Origin of the sequence: Alteromonas lipotrueae (assembly GCF_019249215.1) — a bacterium.
GTDB lineage: Bacteria > Pseudomonadota > Gammaproteobacteria > Enterobacterales > Alteromonadaceae > Alteromonas > Alteromonas lipotrueae.
Genome location: NZ_JAESDI010000008.1, coordinates 64,909 through 84,304, shown reverse-complemented (window position 1 = coordinate 84,304; position 19,396 = coordinate 64,909). Strand labels below are relative to the sequence as shown.

The window sequence follows — 19,396 nt, the reverse complement described above, 5'->3', positions numbered from 1 at the left end:
AGGCATTTTTTATTCCATCGGTATTTAGTTAATTATTGCCATTATGAAAGCGGAATAATGAATTAAAGGCTGTGACATTTAGGTCGGCGACGAAATTTAAAACGCTGAGTGATATTCACCTAGCGTTTTAAGCGAAACAACATTGTTTTATTTAGAACTTGGAAACGGCTTCATAAATAGCTTTGTCTATTCTACTTAGATGGTTTATTCGTTCCATGACGCTGGTGTCTTTATAAAGTTCTGAAGATAAGCTTTTATTTGGGCTAGAATTTTTATTGTCAATTTTTATTTTAGTATCGAAATGATTGTTAAATTTATGCTGCCAACCTGTTAGGTTTTCTAAGGTTCCAGCGACGCTGAAATTTTTGAGATTATCGACCGCGGTCTCGATTGCTTCACCCTCATACTTAAAAATGTCATCTGCATCGGTGAATTTTGAAAAATAACGAGCATATGTTGTAGCAGAGTGTCTAGCAAATGCAGAATCTAAATACACGTCGATTTCTTCGTCATGTTTTGCCCAATCTGAGTCCTTGAACTTATTGTAAACGAACTCTGAAACAAATCTTTTCTTAGGGTCTCGAAGTATCGTAATAAAATTCCAGCTTTCCCCAAACCTATCGACCAATTCAGGCCTTGCACGGCAATGACCAGTGATAAACTTTTTATATTTGTCATTTAAGCTAAAAGCTAGCTGAACCTCTCTAGCGATTGTCATATCAATATTAAGTAGTTCAGAGCTCACTTTGCTTCCGGCTAGATCGATGTTGCTTGACATGCGTGTAGCTTTAAAAAAGCTGGGATATAAAGAAGCATGAATAGCATTTGATAAAGATACGCCTGCGCATTTAGGAATGTGGCAAAAGAAGACTTTCGGGTAACGGGATAAAAAATTTGCAGCCTTCGTTTTCAAAGAACCTTGCATGTACGTGTAACTCCTAATTACTTCGTTAAAATTGAAATTTTTAATTTAGTTCTGTATCCCGATCGGAACAAGTATTTCGCTTTGATTCACGGTGCCGCTTTCGGTTGAATTTGTAATTTTCAGATTGGAAAACGTAACGGAGCTATTATTATTTATTCTCTCTATATTATCGTTATCTAGTATGAATACTATATAGCGTAGAGCTCCTAAATGATACTTGCTAAGTTCAATTTCCAATTTCCCACTAGTACCACCATCTAGGAGGTTTGTTAGATTGTTTCCAAACTCCTGAGAACCCGCAAATTTGAGAACCTTTGATGCTGTCAGGGAATTATTTGTTTCAAGTCCTATGCCAATAATTTCTGCGCTTCCATTTATTTCATAGTTCAAGGACATAGATGTACCGGAATTTACATTAATATCTACTGGTATTTTGTACCAGCTGTTTCCGGAAAGCTTTATTCTATTGTTGTTGGTGACAATAGGTTCACCATATTTTGTTTGGTTATCGAATTTAGTTACTTGCTGAGAGTCTATGTTTAAAACGCTAGTGCTATTTTCATCAGCAGTAGGTGCTTGTGGAACAAGTTCTCTTCTAGAAAAATTCGGTAATATAAACTCACTCTGTAAAGGCAGGGTGAAAGTAGGGGTATTATCAATTGATGAGACATATGCAGCATCGTTGGTTAATGGGTGTTCAACCAAGTTTTCAACCGCTACATCTAAATTCGGTCGATTTATTTTAGTATTAAAAATCAGGTTATTCGTAAATTTTGATAAGTGATACTTTTCAATATCATAAATCCCCAAACCGACAGCTGTATTATGTAATCGATTAATTATTATATTGTTATTAGCTTCTATCCAGAACGTCTTATCGCCACTAACACTAGAGCCTGATATCCCATTACGATCAGTATTTATGAAGTTTTCTATTATGTAAGTTTTACCACTTGGTTTTGATAGTAAGCCTCCTGCTTTAATCGCAGTCCATTCTTTGCCCCTTTCGTCGCCAAGATCATGAATATAGTTGTGAAATAGGTAACTTGGGCCTAATCTATTTGGTGCAATGCTAATACCTGCATAGCCTTTCGTTAATTCATTGTTATATACGAGAACATTTCTTTGGCTTCCATCTATCTCAAGTAAATCGTCATTTGCGAAGGCTAAATAATTGCCGTAAATAGCGGAGTCTCTTACGAATCCGCCAGTAAATTCTGTATTTTTTCGCCCTTCAATCACATCGTTAAACCGATGAGTGTCAGTTCCGAAGAACCTATTATTTCTTATTATTGTTTGGCCTCTGTATTTCTCTTCGGGATGATATGCCCAAACTTGTACTGCATTTGGGCCTTTGGGGTGACCATCTCCCCAATTATTAGCCTTGTGATTAGGGCTATGTATTTCACAGTCTTCAATAACAGCTACACCAGAACGTTCTAAATATATACCTGAGTCATAGTTAATGGGCGATGAGCTAGTTTCAGAAACATATCCTATATTATCTTTATAGTAACCAGGAAGCTGGCCGTATTTAGAAATGTTGCACCCTCGAATCCAAATGTGATGAGTGTTTTTTGCATAAATACCATAGCGCTTTCCACCTTCAATAGTGAGGTTCTCTAAAACGATATAAGATTGAGAGCCAATGTTTATAGCAGAACCTACGTCATCTGATGCTTGAACAGTCTGCCCATCTCCTATTATTTTTGCGTAGCCATCTTCACTACCATAAATATTTAACGCTTCTAGGTCTAACTGACCGCCGGAGTATATTTCTGAAAGGTAGTATATTTTATTCGGATCAATAGGGGGGGAGTTTGGGCGCGTTTTAAAATTGAATGAGTATTCTTGTGTATCTCCCTCGTAGCCGGTTATTTCAACTTCAACCTCATAGGCTGTATCGGCATTCAAATGAACAATGCTACCAGAGAGTGCGCCATATATGGGCTCCCATGCAAGCTCTAAGGCTGGAAGCCATGTGCTATCGCCCACTTCTCTATATCTTACTTCACTTGAGTTATCTTCGTCTTGACCGTAAATTACAATTCCCGCTGAGTGTATAAGCGGAGTAACGCTATTTTCCATTCCTGTTGCAGAGGCTTCTAAAACGATAGTTGGGTCTAGATTGTTTTCAACAGCGATTGCTAAGAGTGTATCTTCGTTTATTAAACTGTTTTCGGTAACGTATGTCAGAATTCTATAGGCATCAATTGGAAACAACCTCACAAGGGTAGAAATAGCTGAAGGTGTATCCTTGTTATTAGCCAAGTTTTCTGCAAGTTTATTGTCGCGATATTTGTTTTGCATAACTAGCAATAACGTATCTGTGCGATAAAGATTAATAATATTGGCTTTGTGTTGTGAAACGACTACTTTAGAAGCCTTCGACACCTTCATTTTTGATAGCGCGGTAGATAATTCGTTTTCACTACTGGCGTGGCTCGCAGCAAGATGTGATTGAATTGCGGCGCCTAGCTGGTTATTTACTGAGCTAGCCTGATCAGAATGTTTCGACACAGAGCAAGATGCCAGCGTCATTAACATAGTGGCAATAAAAATAGAGAACAATTGTCTATAAGACACGGTTTGGGATTTCATGAGAAAATCCTTTGGCTGTTACGGAAAAGATAAAAAATACGGAAGTACAGGTGCTAAAAACGTATTTTTACGGAAGAGACTTACAGTTTAGTAATACGTTTTAAACTACACAAGCGATTAGTCGGAACAAATAAAGTACTAACTTCATTTTTATTCAGTGCTGTGCGTAATTATTTTGTGTATCTGAATTCAGTTCATACTAAACTTACTGAAAACTCAGGTAACGTAGGCTAGTAGGGAAATTATTGATGTCACATGTGTGTGTTGTCGGCACAAGAGGGGTACCAAACTTTGTCGGCGGTGTGGAAACAATTTGTCAAAAGCTATACCCCTTAATACTTAAAGAGCACCCTTCATATAAAATCACCCTTATTACTAGGTTGCCCTACAAACAGCAAGAAAGTTACCAATACGAAAACGTTGACGTAAAAGTAATAAGGGCGCTGAAAATTTCTGGGTTTGAAACTTTTTTTCATACGTTTGTCGCTTTGTGTTACGCCCGTATCTTCATCCACCCTAAAATTATGCACCTTCATGGAATAGGTCCTGGGTTCTTTAGTTTGTTCTCGCGGCTATTAGGGTTTAAAACCGTAGTTACACATCATTCGCCTGACTATAAACGTCCTAAATGGAAATGGTACGCCAAGCTAATATTGAAAGTAGGGGAGTTGTTTACTGTTCTGTTTGCTTCACGAATTATTTGCGTAAGCGCTTCGGTAAAAGAAGAGTTAGATGCCCGCTTTCCGTTTTTATTACAAAAACGGCTAGTTATTCGTAATGCTGGCTCACTCAGCAACGTACCTGCTCAAATAAAGCAAGACGCGTTTTTAAAGGCGTTAGGTTTAGAACCAAAACAGTATCTTTTAGCGGTTGGAAGGTTAGACGCAACAAAAGGCTTCGATAACCTTATAGATGCTTACTTGGCAATGCACCCGACTAAGTTAAAGTTGGTCATTGTAGGCGATAATTATATCGCTAATGATTACGTTAAAAAGATTACTCAGTATAGCAGCGAAAATATTATCTTTGCAGGTGCTCATACTGGTGCCAATCTGGCTACTATTTACCAAAATGCTGCACTTCTAGTGAATCCCTCATATATGGAGGGGTATTGCCTAGTAGTAGCTGAAGCTTTGTCGGCCAACACACCTATAGTAGCCAGTGATATCCCTGCCCACCGTGAGTTCAAACTTAACGAAAAAAGTTATGTTAAAAAGGGCGATGTGCCCGCGCTTACCGCAAAACTTAATGCTGAAGATTATTCAATTTACAGAAGTAAATCGGCTGAATTTCTGCAATCGAATAATACATGGGAAGCGAACGCACACGAACACTTCAATTTATTCAACTCAATGCTGCAGTAACGTTTGTCGCAAAAATTGCCAATATTCATTAGCAATAGCCTCTATAGAAAAATCTTCAGCTCGCTTTCTAGCTTTTATAGCGTAATTGGTGCGAATAGGTTCTTCGCTGCACAGGTTAAAGGCCCGAGTTAATTCTAAGGTGTTATTGAGGGGGGCTAACAAGCCGTGTTTGGCTTCTGTGAGCTTATCACTCGTATATTGTGGGTTTTCATTTAGTATTTCGGCAGGTCCAGAAGGGCAATTTGTCATTATTACTGGTAAGCCCAAAACCATGGCCTCTACAAGCGCATTGGGAAAACCTTCATTCAACGATGCGGAAACATAATATTTGGCTTTTGATACAATGGCGAAAGGGTTTTCAGCATACCCAAGTAGTAACACTTTCTGCTTCGCATTTTTAAGTACAATGTAATCTTCTATTTCTGCTTTTTGCTCACCTTCCCCAAGAATACAAAGGGGAGCGCTTTCGTTCGATGCCAAGTAAGCATCTATCAAACCTTTTACGTTTTTGCTTGGCGTTAGCCTTCCTGTACTAACAACAAAAGAGTCAGGCAATGCAAATTCAGGTTCAATTTTTGAATGTTCTTCAATTTGTGAAATATTGTAGGGGTTAAATATAGTTGTAGCTTTGGTAGCTGGAACGCTAAAGTTTTCAACAAGATCATTTGTTACGCCAGTTGAAACCCCAATCACAGCGTCAGCAAGACGATAGGTCAATTTGGGTAGTATACCCGCCAACACCCGCTTCATGTTTTTAAACTGCCCGTCGAGGTGACTACTTAAATGCATGCGCTCACATAAAACGACCTTCCTGTTTTTAGAAGTCAATTTAAGTGTAGCGTTAACCACATTAGCCCTAACCAGAAAGCTAACGCATAAATCAGGTTTACACTCGCGCTGAAGGCGCATTAAATTAATAAAGCTACGAACTAAACCTCTTTTACTTTCTAATTGATGTAGCGTGATGTTATCAGGAAGAGCGCGAACGATGGGCTCATCATCTAAAAGGGCAACATGTACATCGAACTCAGAGTATAAAGACGGCTTACTCAATAAATTTACCAGTGCCCTTTCTGCACCACCATAACCGATAGAATTTATAACAAACAAAATTCTCTTCACTAAATTTCCTTTTTATTATTTGGTTTGACAGCAAACGTCCATGCTCGATGCACCACTTGCTGGTGCAGTTTAACTAACAGTTACTCGCTTTCGTATAAGTAAACTCAAAAAGATTATCATAATTACCCAAGTACTTGGCGAATCCACGCGAATAGCACTAACACTAGCCAGCGTAAAACCGAGCGTGGAATCAATATTGCGCTCAAAGCCGCCTGCCGTAGGGTAAAAGCTTTCTCTTACACGAAGGGAGCCAGTGCCTTGCTGATTGTTGTCGGTAAAGTTTGTATCTTCCCAGAAAAACGGTTGCGAGAAGTCGGGCTGCTTGTCGAATAGTTCAGTTTCTTCGCTGAATACTAGAAAATCATTAATTATATCGAAAAAATAAATGCTTAACGCATAGGATAAGATACTTTCTCCGCTAGAGGTAGCTTCTGTAAACCTAGCAAAATCGCTAAAATATTCGCCGTCACCAATGGGGCCGCCGTCGTAATCTGGGCCGTTATACATTTCAATATGTTCTTCAGGAAAATAGTCATCCTCAAAGGCGTTGTAAATACCTTGATTAGCAAGGCTGTATGTTTTGCTACCCAGGATTAATTGGGAAGTCAGTACGGGTAAGCCAGATTCAACTTGCCCCCACCAGTACCAGCTAGTTTCAAGCCTGCCATAAACTTCTGTTGATAAATCTAACGTGAACGAACCACTTATTGTTTGGCCAAGCAAGCTGGCTTCGTCAAACTCAGAATTAGCGTTGTTCTCTACACTAGAAACAAAGCCTGTGAAATTGAATTGCATGAACGCAGAATGCGCGTTGTAGGAAATAAATAATAAGAGTACAGCTAATATCTTGAAATGCATAAAAGCTCCTTTTTACGCGATGTGAGTTAAGGCTTGGGTAGGAATTAGCACTGCTTAACGATACTGCGTTTTAATAATAAGCCTTGTATGAAATTTGTTCTATGGTTTATTTACCCAATCTAAAAACTACCTAAAGTCTTGTTTGCCACCTAAGTAACACCGCATTCGGCAACTTTTATTCTAGCTTGGTACAAAAATCTGCCAATATCAGCCATATAGGGTAGCGGTTATGTCTATCAGTCGTGTAAACTGTCGCCTTTATTCAGGCAAGCCACAATTTAACGCACTATATTTAGCCTATTGCAGGGCAATGCATAGCGCATCGTGGTTATCCAGTCATCATGTCAATTGAGGAAAACATGGAGCTTGACGCTATTATCAATCAGGCAAAAGAACTGATTGACGCTGCACAAGATGCAGCCACATTAGACCAAGTTAGGGTCGAATTCATGGGTAAGAAAGGTAAACTTACCGACTTACTTAAAGGGCTTGGGAAGCTTTCTAACGAAGAGCGCCCAGCGGCTGGTCAAAAAATTAACGTGGCCAAACAGCAAATTCAGCAAGCTATTTCTGCAAAAGGTGAAGCCTTACGCAGTGAAGAGCTAAACAAGAAGCTTGCTGAAGAAGCCATTGATGTTACGTTACCTGGCCGTACTGAAGCGCCGGGCAACTTGCATCCGGTTAGCCGTACCATTGCGCGTATTGAATCGTTCTTTGGCGAGCTGGGTTTTGCGGTTAAAACCGGCCCTGAAATTGAAGATGGTTTCCATAACTTCGATGCCTTGAACATTCCGGCTAATCACCCAGCGCGTGCCGATCACGACACTTTCTATTTTAATCCAGACATGATGCTGCGTACCCAAACATCGGGTGTTCAAATTCGTACTATGGAAGCTGAACAGCCGCCGCTACGTATTATTTCACCTGGGCGTGTTTATCGTAACGATTACGATCAAACCCATACGCCTATGTTCCATCAGGTTGAAGGCTTGATGGTAGATAAAAACGTTAGCTTTACCGACCTTAAAGGTATATTGCACGACTTCTTGCATCACTTCTTTGAAGAGTCGCTTGAAGTGCGTTTTCGTCCATCTTACTTCCCGTTTACCGAGCCTTCAGCAGAAGTAGATGTAATGGGTAAAAACGGCCAGTGGTTAGAAGTATTAGGTTGCGGAATGGTGCACCCAAATGTACTTAAAGCCGTAAATATCGACCCTGAAGAATACACTGGCTTTGCCTTTGGTATGGGCGTAGAGCGTTTAACCATGTTGCGCTATGGCGTGAATGATTTGCGTTCGTTTTTTGAAAACGATCTTCGTTTCCTTAAACAGTTCAACTAAGGCAGAGAGTAAGCATGAAATTCAGTGAAAAGTGGTTAAGAGAATGGGTTAACCCTGCTTTGTCGGCTAAAGAACTGTCTGAACAGTTAAGCATGGCTGGCCTTGAAGTTGATGGTGTTGAACCTGTTGCAGGCGAGTTTAGCGGCGTATTAGTAGGGGAGGTGGTTGAATGTGGCCAGCACCCGAATGCCGATAAATTACGTGTTACTAAAGTAAACGTTGGTGACGGTGAGCTTCGCGACATTGTATGCGGTGCCCCGAATTGTCGTGAAGGCATTAAAGTAGCCGTTGCTGTAGTAGGCGCGGTACTGCCTGGTAACTTTAAAATTAAAAAAGCAAAACTACGCGGCGAACCTTCTATGGGTATGTTGTGTAGTTTTTCTGAGCTAGGCATTAGTGACGATCACGATGGCATTATTGAATTGCCAGCCGATGCCCCAGTAGGCACCAATATTCGTGAATACCTAGACCTAGACGATACTTCTATTGAAGTAGACTTAACGCCTAACCGAGCAGACTGCTTGGGTATTCGTGGTATTGCCCGCGAAGTAGGCGTGTTGAACAACCTAGATGTATGCGAGCCGGCTATTAGCCCTGTTGCGGCCACTATTGACGATAGCATTGCTATTAAATTAAGTGCGCCAGAAGCGTGCCCACGTTATGTAGGCCGTGTGCTTCGTAACGTTAACGTAGCAGCCGCTACGCCGCTATGGTTAAGCGAAAAGCTTCGCCGCTGTGGTATTCGTAGTATCGACCCTATTGTAGATGTCACCAACTTTATCTTGTTAGAGCTTGGCCAACCTATGCACGCGTTCAACCTTGCTGCTATTGAAGGCAGTGTAAACGTGCGTATGGCGAATAAGGGGGAAACCCTTACGTTGCTAGATGAAACCGAAGCTAAGCTTAACGACGACACCTTGGTTATTGCCGACGACAACAAAGCGTTAGCCATGGCGGGTATTTTTGGTGGTTTACATTCAGGTGTAAATTCAGACACCAAAGATATTTTGCTTGAAAGTGCGTTTTTCAGCCGTGATGCCATTATGGGCCGTGCACGTCAGTATGGTTTACATACCGATGCGTCGCACCGTTATGAGCGTGGCGTAGACTCACAACTTCAACGTAACGCTATGGAGCGTGCTACTGCCCTTATCTTACAGATATGTGGTGGTGAAGCAGGGCCGGTTATTGAAGCCTGTGAAGAAGACAAATTGCCTAAACAGGCCAGTGTTTTATTACGACGTGATCGTTTAGCCCGCGTGTTGGGTATAACCATTGATGATGCTCAAGTGCTTGAAATACTTGAACGTCTTGGCTTAAACGTTGTCCAAACGAACGAAGGTTGGGAAGCGAAGGCGCCAAGCTATCGTTTCGACATTGCTATTGAAGAAGACTTAATAGAAGAAGTAGCGCGTGTGTACGGCTATAACAACATTCCACATGTTGCGCCAACCGCTGCGTTGTCTATGTTGCCTTCACAAGAAGCGGTGTTGCCGATTAACACCATGAAATCGTTATTATTAAGCCGTGGCTATAATGAAGCGATTACCTATTCGTTTGTTGACCCTAAAATTCAAAGTGCACTATTTCCTGATGCGAAAAGCATGGTATTGCCGCATCCTATTTCATCAGACATGTCTGTGATGCGTGTTAGCTTGTGGCCTGGGTTACTAGGTGCAACGGCTTACAACCAAAAGCGTCAACAGGGCAGAGTACGTTTGTTTGAAACTGGATTACGCTTTATTCCTCAACAAGATACGCCTAATGGTGTATTGCAACAGCAGGTTATTGGTGGTGTAGTAGCAGGGCGTCGTAACGAAGAACACTGGGATTTAGGCGACAGCCCAGTAGATTTCTTCGATGCAAAAGCAGATGTAGAGGCATTACTGGCATTAACGGGTAAAACCGGTGAGTTTAGTTTTGTAAGTGCCCAGCATAGTGCGTTGCATCCGGGTATGACTGCAAAAATTTTGCTTAATGATGAAGAAGTTGGCTATATTGGTGCTATACACCCGCAGTTTACAAAGTTGTTGGGTGTTAACGGTCGGGTATTTGTGTTCGAGCTTGAAGTAGAAGCTGTTGTCGCACGTAAATTACCGTCTGCCGCGCCTGTATCGCGCTTCCCATCGAACCGCCGTGATATTGCTATTACGGTGAAAGATGAAGTGAGTGTAGGAAATATTCTTTCTTACATAGAAGAAATTGGCGTAAATCAACTAGTTGGCTTAAACTTGTTTGACGTGTACAAAGGCAAGGGAATTGAACCTGGTTACAAGAGCCTTGCTTTGTCACTTCACTTACAAGATCCGGAAAAAACCTTGGAAGAAGCTGAAATTCAGCAGGCTGTAGATACTGTGGTTAAAGGTCTGGAATCTGAGTTTGAGGCCGCGTTAAGAGAGTAAACTATGGCATTGACCAAAGCCGAGATGGCTGAACACCTATTCGAAAAGTTGGGCATTAACAAGCGTGATGCTAAAGATCTGGTAGAGCTTTTTTTCGAAGAGATAAAAGGCGCTTTAGAAGCTGGTGAGCAAGTAAAACTGTCAGGTTTTGGCAATTTCGACTTGCGTGATAAAAACGAACGTCCGGGCCGGAACCCTAAAACCGGTGAAGACATTCCTATTAAAGCGCGCCGGGTGGTAACGTTCCGCCCGGGTCAGAAATTGAAGAGTCGCGTAGAAAACTCTTCGCCTATCGACCAGTAATCTACCGGTCGTTACAATACTGATAAAAGAGCGGGGTAACTCGCTCTTTTTTGTATTGCCTATTCAAAACCAGTAACCTTGTTGCTGCGTTTCATTTCATTTTGTCTGGAGGAAAGTGTGGTTAAAGCGCTTCTCATTATTGTTGCTGTTTTCACGTGTATTGTTTTTGCTGTTGCGGGTTGGTTTGTTTATTTGGCAGAAGATACTAATCAGCGCGATCAAGCGTCGGCACAAGTTCCTGTTATCACTTTAATGGAAATTCTGCACGCCAGTGATTTACAAGCTGGGGTAAAAGAAGCGGTTAAAAATGGCGATAAAGACGTCATTAATCAGTGGATGGAACAAGCGCAAGTAGTGGCTGAAGCGGGCCATCTAGCGCAAACCCACATAGAATATTTAGATTCGCAGCAAGCCTACGATTATGTGGTGTTTAACGCCAAGCGCCAGCTATTTAATGAAGCCTTTGAGGCCCGTTATTATGCGCTTGAAGATATGGGTAACTTAAAAGATGAATATCCAGAGGCGTACGACTTGTTCGAACGTACTGAAGCTTTGCTTGAAAAACGCGATGCGATTATTGTTCAAATGGCACAAGCCTTATCGGGCACTAACCCACCAAGTGACGCGGCATTAAACGAAGCAAAACAGCGCTGGCTGGCACGTGCCGAAGGTGATTCGCTATCGCTAAGCATAGATGAGCCCCAGTAATCGTCTGACTCTGTTAGCCAGCAGCAATATCAGCGGTTTTGCCTTGCGTTAAGTTAATGATGCATTGCGGGGGGATTTCTAGCTCTAAACCCCGCTTACCTGCACTCACGTAAATAATGTCGTGTTCTAATGCACTCTCATGTAACACGGTTGCTAGGCGCTTTTTCTGCCCTAAAGGGCTCACTCCACCTAATAAATAGCCAGTGCTGGCGGTTACCGTGTCGTTTGGCGCCATGGTGATTTTCTTCACGCTTAGTACTTTGGCAAGCTTCTTTTCGCTTAACTTCGTGTTTACGGGTACTAAAGCAACGGCTAATTTGTTGGCTTCATCGCACACGACCAGCGTTTTAAATACTGTATTTGGGTTAAGGCTTAGTTTGTCGGCTGCTTCCAAGCCATAAGACGGCGCATTGCTGTCGTGCTCATACTTTAAAATAGTATGCGCAATGTGCTTTTTTCTTAATAAGGTAATAGCAGGTGTCATTACGTTATCCTTCGTCCTTCGGATACCACTGGCGCAAATGAATTGGCTTGCCAGGAAGCAATGGGGTAGCGGCTTGTGTGGCGTAGTCGCTAAAGCCTGCTTTAAAAAAGGGTGATAGAGGGTGACCAGACTGCGCCCCAGGCAAGGTTAGAATGGCATCATCTAAATGCCCTGGGCTAACAAAAAAGCGTTCTGACGCGCCGAACGTTGATGATTGAACCGCGGGCATATAGGTATCACCAAAGCCTTCAACGGTATCCATATTAAGCTTATGCCCTACGAAAGGAATTTGTGCGGCAAACGGATGCTTTACCGTAAGCGCGTTAACACGGCCCCAGCGTAAGTCTTCCATATTGGCTTCAATAGGGGAGTGCTCATCTAATAGTGCATGCTTGGCGCGGCGATAGGCATCAACAAGCAAATCATCAAACGATTCAGTACCTTCAGGCAGCCAGCTATCGGGCTGGGTGTGTATTAATTGCCATGTTGCTGGTTCTATACCGCGAAGTAGCGAGCGGCTTTGTACGCCTTGGTTGTCGATGCTAGACAGTATTTTACCAAACAGTTGGCTTACCACTTCTTTGCGAAAATGTTTTACTAGGGTGTAACCCACAGAGTCTTCGCACGCGCATTCACCCCATTTTCGTAGGTAAGCAAGGTCGGCTTTAAATTCAATGTTGTCGTTCAGTAACAAGCCAGAAAGTAACTGCTGCCATGGAAGTAGAAATTGTGCGTGATTGTCTAATTGAATAGCGTAGAAGTCGTTTTCGTTAAAGGTATCTTTTTCAAATAAGCGATCTCTTATTTGCTGGCCTCTGGCACCAAGGGCATAACCACCATCGCCCAATCTTGCTACGTCATTGGCGGAAATTACCCGCGCATTGGCTGTCCATATTCTGTCGCTGCTTGGGTTTTTCACTACCGGAAGGTTGGTGGTGCGTGAGGGCGCTATTGGCGCAACGGTGCTTTCGTCAACGGCGGTAAACGAAGCTTGCTCTCTATGCATTACTGCGCCGCCGGGTAACCATGCTGTGCTGCCAGAATCATCTACGATCACCATATTTTGGGTAGGAATAGCAATATCTTTACCTACGGCAATAGCATCGTCTACGGTATTCGCCGTGCCCATTTCAACAATAGCAAGGTTTACCGCAAAAGGATGATGTGCCACCCAATTTAACGCGTAGCGCTTACCGTTAACGAGTTTTACCGGACCGTATTCGCTTATTTCTAGCGTGTAGGTATGCGACACCGCTTTACTTACTATTACCTCATCTACCATTTTTGTCGGGGTATCGTCGGCAAGTGCTATCCAATCTAGGTTGTCTAAGTTGGCATTCGTGAAGCCCCACGCTACTTTGTTGTTGGTGCCAACTATCACGCCGGGTAATCCAGGGAGTGATACGCCGGTTACCGACACACTTGTAGCGGATGTACTTTTAGCCAATAAATCAGAGCTTGGGTAGGTGTCGCCTACCGAGCTTCGGTGTGTGTCTTTGTAATTAAGCTGTGTGCGATACCAAATAATAGGTACACGTAAACCTAGGTGCATGTCATTAGCCAGTAAACCACTGCCTGTTGCCGTAAGGTTTCCGGTAACCGCCCAATTGTTACTGCCTATATCTGGTAGCTCTTCAGCGTTGTAAGACTGTAGTGATACTTCTGAAATAGTAGGGGGGCCAGAATTATAATTGCTGCCACTAGGTTTAGGTGCTTGCTCAGATGGGCTACTTTTAGATGGGCTAGGCTCAGGTGAAGGCTCAAATGTAGGTTCAGACAAAACCGGCTCAGATATTATAGGATAAGGCGGTACGTCGGCGTGGTAAAGCGCCAATTCACTGCCATCCAATGCGGCTTGATAACGGCTGGGCTGGGTAATGAAATTGTATAGCGGCGTGCCGTAGGTTTCTTTTAAGGCCGTGCGGGCTAAATCAATTTCAATTTGGCCGCCTTGTAAATCTAAATACATGCTGTAGGCCACCAAGATACTGTCGGTAGGCTGCCAGGGTGATAGTGTTAACCCAGCTGCAATGTATTCAAAGGGGGGCACGGTATATTCGTCTAGCGCAGCATTTACCCCATGAGAGTAACTCACAAGCAATTGTTTTTGTGTAAGTGGCAGACTATCGAAAACGGCTGCAGCGCGTTCTGAGAACTGGTGAAAACGGGCATTTTTATCAATATCTAGCGCCACATCACCTACCCATTCTGCCAACCGACCCGACGCGCTTCTGCGTTGTAAATCCATTTGAAAGAAACGGTCTTGGCCGTGGGCAAAGCCTAGGGCATAAGCCGCATCGAATTTATCTTGCGCATTAATCACCGCGTGACCCATAGAGTCGCGGGCAAGTGTTGCGGGCGCGGTAATGCGAGACGTGGCGTGATTACCGTCTAATGTGGGTAAACTTAGGTGCAACGCCATGTAAACGCCACCCAGTGCTAAAACGACTAATGCAATTGCACCAAAAACCAACCACTTAATCCAATTTAACACGTGTATTACTCCATTTTTTTCTCTATCCTAACCACACTACCCACAAATTTGAAGTGATGTTTTATGACACGTTTGCGAGAAACACGATGGGCCCGTTAATGCTTGACTGTCAGGCAGAACGTTTATTGCCTGAAGAGAGAGAGAAACTAGCACATCCTGTGGTGGGCGGCGTCATACTATTTAGCCGTAATTATTACGATTGCCAGCAACTTACGCAGTTGGTAAAAGAAATTCGAGAAAGTGCCCAAAGGCCTTTGTTAATAGCGGTCGATCACGAAGGGGGCAGGGTACAACGCTTTCGTGAAGGTTTTACAAAGCTACCTGCTATGGGTAAGTTAACGGGGTTGGTACAGGCGCAAGCAGCAGGTAAAGATATCGACTGGGCAGATTTACTGGAAATAGAGCCGGAAGCAGAAGAGACAATAGTCAACGAAGCCACGCTAGAACTAGCTAAAGCCTGCGGCACAATTATGGCCCATGAGCTAAAGCAGATAGACATCGATTTTAGTTTTGCCCCTGTACTTGATATTAACGGTGTATCGAAAGTGATTGGCGACAGAGCCTTCGCTGAAACCGCAGAAAAGGTGATTCCCTTAGCCACAGCACTTATAGAAGGCTTACAGGTTGCCAATATGCCAGCTATTGGAAAACATTTTCCTGGGCATGGCAGTGTGGCCCCCGATTCTCATGTGGCGTTACCGGTAGACGAAAGACCGCTTGAAGAAATTAAACAAACTGATATGGTTGTTTTTGAAAGACTAATTTCTAAACAGTTGCTAGATGGCGTAATGCCAGCACACGTTATTTATTCACAAGTTGATAGCAAGCCAGCCGGTTTTTCCGAGCACTGGTTACAAAAAATATTAAAGCAAGACTTGGGGTTTAATGGCGCAGTGTTCTCTGACGATCTGTCTATGCACGGTGCCAGTGTTGCCGGAAATTATGTCGATCGTGCCATGGCAGCATTATCGGCAGGTTGCCATATGGTGTTGGCATGTAATAACCCGAAAGGGGCAGAGTCTATTTTAGATGCTCTGCCGCATTCAAATGATACTTTCGAGGCTTTAACCTCACTTTACGGGCGCAAACCAGCTGTGCATGCCAGTGCAGCTTATGAAAACGCATTAAAGGTGTTGTCGCGCTATGGAACCGGTTAAACCGAAACTAATAATAATATCCTTGGTTAGCGCAGTTGCTCTGTATGGAGTGCTGTTGTTTGTAGGTCTGTCACATATTATGGCCATTAGTGCCGCCATTACTGTGCTGGTGGCCATGCTGTGGGTTACCGAGGCATTGCATATCGCGTTGCCCGCACTCATTCCTTTCTTCGCCTTTCCTATGGCGGGGGTTATTAGCTATCAAGAAGCTGCATCGGCGTTAGGTAATCACGTTATCTTGTTGCTGATGGGCGCGTTTATGCTGTCTAAGTCGCTAGAAAAATCGGGCGTACATCAACGTTTAGCGGTTTACCTTATTCGGTTAACTGGGGCTAACAGTGCCCGCAGGCTGGTATTTGGCTTTATGTTTACTTCGGCCATTTTAAGTATGTGGATTTCAAACACCGCCACCACGCTTATGTTACTGCCCATAGCGCTAGCCATTATTCATGCATCTAATTCGCCCAAACTGGGTGTAGCTGTGTTGCTGGGTATTGCTTACGCTGCCAGTGTGGGCGGTGTGGGTACGCCTATTGGTACACCACCCAATATTATTTTTATGAGTGTGTATCAGCAAAGCACGGGCACAGAAATTAGTTTTATTAACTGGATGAAAACCGGAGTGCCTATTGTATTGGTAGCATTGCCCTTAATGGCGTTGTGGTTAACCCGGCATTTAAAAGGCGAGAAAACCGGTGGGTTACCCGATGTTGGCCCTTGGCGAAGTGCAGAAGCGAGGGTGCTATTGGTATTTAGTTTTGTGGCCATGGCGTGGGTATTTAGGCCATATTGGACAGCGTGGTTCGGTATGGATTTTGTGGGCGACAGCACCATAGCCTTAGCGGGTGTGGTACTAATGTGCGTTATTCCCAACGGAGAGCGCGAAGTTACGCCTTCTGGCAGCAAACAAGGCTACTTGCTTGACTGGAATACCGCGCAGCAAATTCCTTGGGGAATGCTGCTGGTGTTTGCTGGGGGCATTTGCTTGGCGCAAGCGTTTACCGCGTCGGGCTTAAGTGAATTACTGGGGCAGGGCTTAACGGGCTTAGCCGTATTACCTTTATTCTTATTGGTTTTAGTGCTGTGCTTGTCGGTAAGCTTTGTAACAGAAATTACATCAAATACGGCTACTGCTACCTTATTAATGCCAATATTGGCCAGCGCGGCGGTGGCTATAGAGGTCGATCCGCTTATTCTCATGATGCCAGCAGCCATCAGTGCAAGCTGCGCGTTTATGATGCCAGTGGCAACCCCCGTAAACGCCATTGTGTATAGCAGTGGTGAGCTTACGGTGAAAACCATGGTGCGCGAGGGCGTAGTACTGAATATTATTGTGGCGTTTGTGGTCACCGCTGGTGTGCTGTTAACGCGAACTTAAACGGCTACTTCATCGAACCCTGCTTCTGCATTTAAAAAGCGGGCGAAGGTAAACAAGTAATCAGACAGCCTGTTTAAATAAGCGGGCACTACGGCAGGTACATCGTAGTGCTTAGATAGCACTATTACGGCCCGTTCAGCACGTCGGCATACAGCACGGCATACATGGCTTTGCGCCGCCGCTTTGCTGCCACCAGGCAGTACAAACGTGGTTTGCGGCCCCAAGGTGGCCGTCATTTTATCAATATCACTTTCAAGCTTTACAACATCGTCTTGCGTTAGGGTAGAACTGGCTGAAATAGCAAAGCCAGCTTGAAACAAGTTTCGCTGAATAGTGTAAATATCTTCTTTTAAATGCAAGGCTACCATAGCGGCCAATAGCCCCAAGTGGCTGTTTAGTTCATCAATATCACCGTAGCTTTGTACTACCGCATCATCTTTTTCGACTCTTACTGGCTTGTCGGCATAAATCTGAGTACTGCCTTTGTCGCCCGAACGGGTATAAATTTTCATGCTGGTATTTAATCCTTTTTCTTGCCTTTTAAAAGCCTAGTCTTCAAGAGCGTAGTCTATAAAAAAGCTTTGCTTCTAAAAGCTTACTCTTCAGGCGCGGTTGGGCGTTTGTAACGGCGAATTTGTACCACCATGCCAAATAAGGGGTGATCAAAATAATGAAGCTGGTTGCTTATTACGCGGCGCTGTTCACTAAAGGGTAACGACACTAATTGATACTCCGGCGTAGCGTTGGCGGAAACATGGCTAGCGCTGACATTTTCATTGTTGCTGTTTATGCTACTAATAGAGCTAGATGAGCTGGCTGCCGCTTGTCCTTCAACAGGAATAGGCTGGCGATAGAAAAGCTCGCTATCGATATGTAAATAGGGCACACGGTTAATGTATTTTAAAAATACCTTCATGTTGCCATCTACTTTCCAAATAGGCGCGCGAAATGCGGCGCTTATATTACTTTCGTCAGCATCGTCGATAACATCGGCGTTATCTAACGCCAATAAATCTTTAAACAATATGGGCGCTGGGCTAGCAAGCCGGGCATTTAAATCGTAAAAGAAGTCGCTTGTTATGGTTTCGGTGCTGGTGGCTTTCAGTCCAAGTGGCTGGCTGTTACCTTGGTAATCATTTAAACCGTTAGTTTCACTAATGCCGCTAACGCCACTGGTGCCACTGGTGCCACTGGTGTTAGCGTCTAGACTTTGGATCTTATCTTCTAAATTTTGATAGCTGCTTTCATCAAAGCCGTTTGAACCAGGGCTATTTGAACCAGAACTGCCAGAGATTGACGCAGTGCTGCCAAAGCGAAGTGGTGGCTGCGGCGGGCGCTGTACGCCTTCTTGGTCAAACTCATCTGAAAAATTGTTACCGGCAAAAAGGCGAACGTTAAAGGCTTCGTCTTTACCAAATTTTACAGGTTGGCGCCACGTTACATGTAACAAACGCGTTAGGTCGCGGTTTTGCCTAATTTGACGTGACAACGACGTCATTTCTTGTGCGTTCTTAGTTAATAAATGGGCATGGCTAGCTAATGGCCAATCGCTGCCTTCAGGAGTGATTGGCAGCTCTTTGGGCGCTGGTAAACGGTTGTCGGGGCGATGAATATGCCATTTACTGTCGTAGTAACTTAACCAGGGTTTGTGCACCACGCAATACGGCTGGTTAGGTACAGTAACGGTTTCTGTTTCATCTAACCCCAGAAATTCTGCCCAATAACCGGCAATTTCTTCTGCCGATAAGCCATTTCCTGATAAATCGTCATTTGATAACGCGTCGGTTGAAGCCTGTGTGCCCATTAATGATTGGGAGCCCAGTTCATCGGCAAAGTTGGTTTGAGTAGATTGGGGGTGATTTGAATCGGTATCTTCAGATATTACCTTCGATGTCTGGTTTGTTGCTTGCGCAAGCGATTGCCCAGATACATAGTCTGAAGAACTTGATAGTGCATTCGCTTCACTTGAGGCATTGGCAAAATAATCGAATTCAGGCCACTCAAGGGTGTTAGTTTCACCACAAACCGCTATGCCTTGTTTTAGCATGTTAATGTCGGGGGTAATAACCGCGCCTATTACATCGGCATCGGTAGCAGGAACGGCTAATGAATCAGCTAAATCGAACTGTTCTTCAAGGGCAGACATTGCCACCTTTCTTTCAAAAACAATAACTTCAACATCGAACCACCAGTCGTCATTTGCCAACAACGGGGTAGAAGCCAATACAGCAAGTAGTGGGCTCCAACGAAAAAACCTCAT

15 protein-coding genes are annotated in these 19,396 nt (G+C 43.6%); 7 read left to right on the top strand and 8 right to left on the bottom strand.

What is annotated here, in order from left to right; translation table 11 throughout:
• Positions 1–151: 151 nt before the first annotated feature.
• Positions 152–925: a sulfotransferase family 2 domain-containing protein gene (locus tag JKP82_RS10895; RefSeq protein WP_218397026.1), complete on the bottom strand. Its 774-nt coding sequence runs from the start codon at positions 923–925 to the stop codon at positions 152–154.
• A 45-nt stretch (positions 926–970) separates the two neighbouring features.
• Positions 971–3,526, bottom strand: coding sequence for a right-handed parallel beta-helix repeat-containing protein (locus JKP82_RS10890; protein ID WP_218397025.1), 2,556 nt, complete (start codon positions 3,524–3,526; stop codon positions 971–973).
• A gap of 248 nt (positions 3,527–3,774) precedes the next feature.
• Here JKP82_RS10890 and JKP82_RS10885 point away from each other — a divergent pair, with 248 nt between their 5' ends.
• Positions 3,775–4,890: a glycosyltransferase family 4 protein gene (locus JKP82_RS10885; RefSeq protein ID WP_159530987.1), complete on the top strand. Its 1,116-nt coding sequence runs from the start codon at positions 3,775–3,777 to the stop codon at positions 4,888–4,890.
• On the opposite strand, the gene JKP82_RS10880 is transcribed toward JKP82_RS10885, so the two are convergent.
• Both JKP82_RS10880 and JKP82_RS10875 read right to left on the bottom strand, forming a co-directional pair.
• Positions 4,876–6,012, bottom strand: coding sequence for a glycosyltransferase (locus tag JKP82_RS10880; RefSeq protein WP_218397023.1), 1,137 nt, complete (start codon positions 6,010–6,012; stop codon positions 4,876–4,878). The genes JKP82_RS10885 and JKP82_RS10880 overlap by 15 nt on opposite strands.
• 69 nt (positions 6,013–6,081) lie before the next feature.
• A complete protein-coding gene (locus JKP82_RS10875) occupies positions 6,082–6,870 on the bottom strand; it encodes a hypothetical protein (RefSeq protein ID WP_159530983.1) in 789 nt (262 codons plus the stop codon).
• A 359-nt stretch (positions 6,871–7,229) separates the two neighbouring features.
• On the opposite strand from JKP82_RS10875, the gene pheS reads away from it, so the two are divergent.
• The 4 genes from pheS to JKP82_RS10855 all read left to right on the top strand — a co-directional run bounded on the left by pheS (position 7,230) and on the right by JKP82_RS10855 (position 11,623).
• A complete protein-coding gene (gene pheS / locus JKP82_RS10870) occupies positions 7,230–8,210 on the top strand; it encodes a phenylalanine--tRNA ligase subunit alpha (RefSeq protein WP_013784552.1) in 981 nt (326 codons plus the stop codon).
• Between the two features lie 14 nt (positions 8,211–8,224).
• A complete protein-coding gene (pheT, locus tag JKP82_RS10865; RefSeq protein WP_218397022.1) occupies positions 8,225–10,612 on the top strand; it encodes a phenylalanine--tRNA ligase subunit beta in 2,388 nt (795 codons plus the stop codon).
• A 3-nt stretch (positions 10,613–10,615) separates the two neighbouring features.
• Positions 10,616–10,915, top strand: a complete 300-nt coding sequence (gene ihfA, locus JKP82_RS10860; protein ID WP_013784550.1) for an integration host factor subunit alpha — start codon at positions 10,616–10,618, stop codon at positions 10,913–10,915.
• Positions 10,916–11,032: 117 nt separating this feature from the next.
• On the top strand, positions 11,033–11,623 hold the full coding sequence (locus tag JKP82_RS10855) for a hypothetical protein (protein WP_218397021.1): 591 nt from the start codon (positions 11,033–11,035) through the stop codon (positions 11,621–11,623).
• 13 nt (positions 11,624–11,636) lie between these two features.
• Here JKP82_RS10855 and ybaK read toward each other — a convergent pair whose 3' ends face one another.
• Together ybaK and JKP82_RS10845 are read right to left on the bottom strand one after the other, a co-directional pair.
• On the bottom strand, positions 11,637–12,107 hold the full coding sequence (gene ybaK / locus JKP82_RS10850; RefSeq protein ID WP_159530977.1) for a Cys-tRNA(Pro) deacylase: 471 nt from the start codon (positions 12,105–12,107) through the stop codon (positions 11,637–11,639).
• A 4-nt stretch (positions 12,108–12,111) separates the two neighbouring features.
• Positions 12,112–14,601 carry a penicillin acylase family protein gene (locus tag JKP82_RS10845; protein WP_218397019.1) on the bottom strand — a complete coding sequence of 830 codons (2,490 nt, stop codon included), beginning with the start codon at positions 14,599–14,601 and terminating at the stop codon, positions 12,112–12,114.
• Positions 14,602–14,699: 98 nt separating this feature from the next.
• Here JKP82_RS10845 and nagZ point away from each other — a divergent pair, with 98 nt between their 5' ends.
• Together nagZ and JKP82_RS10835 are read left to right on the top strand one after the other, a co-directional pair.
• Positions 14,700–15,758, top strand: a complete 1,059-nt coding sequence (gene nagZ / locus JKP82_RS10840) for a beta-N-acetylhexosaminidase (protein WP_232370624.1) — start codon at positions 14,700–14,702, stop codon at positions 15,756–15,758.
• The gene (locus JKP82_RS10835) at positions 15,745–17,136 is read left to right on the top strand and encodes an SLC13 family permease (RefSeq protein ID WP_159530971.1); all 1,392 of its coding nucleotides are present in this window, start codon (positions 15,745–15,747) and stop codon (positions 17,134–17,136) included. Before nagZ ends, JKP82_RS10835 begins: the two co-directional genes overlap by 14 nt.
• Here JKP82_RS10835 and JKP82_RS10830 read toward each other — a convergent pair.
• Both JKP82_RS10830 and JKP82_RS10825 read right to left on the bottom strand, forming a co-directional pair.
• Positions 17,133–17,648: a cob(I)yrinic acid a,c-diamide adenosyltransferase gene (locus JKP82_RS10830; RefSeq protein ID WP_218397018.1), complete on the bottom strand. Its 516-nt coding sequence runs from the start codon at positions 17,646–17,648 to the stop codon at positions 17,133–17,135. The genes JKP82_RS10835 and JKP82_RS10830 overlap by 4 nt on opposite strands.
• A gap of 83 nt (positions 17,649–17,731) precedes the next feature.
• Positions 17,732–19,396 (bottom strand): CsiV family protein, encoded by a 1,665-nt coding sequence (locus JKP82_RS10825; protein WP_218397017.1) that lies wholly within the window; start codon positions 19,394–19,396, stop codon positions 17,732–17,734.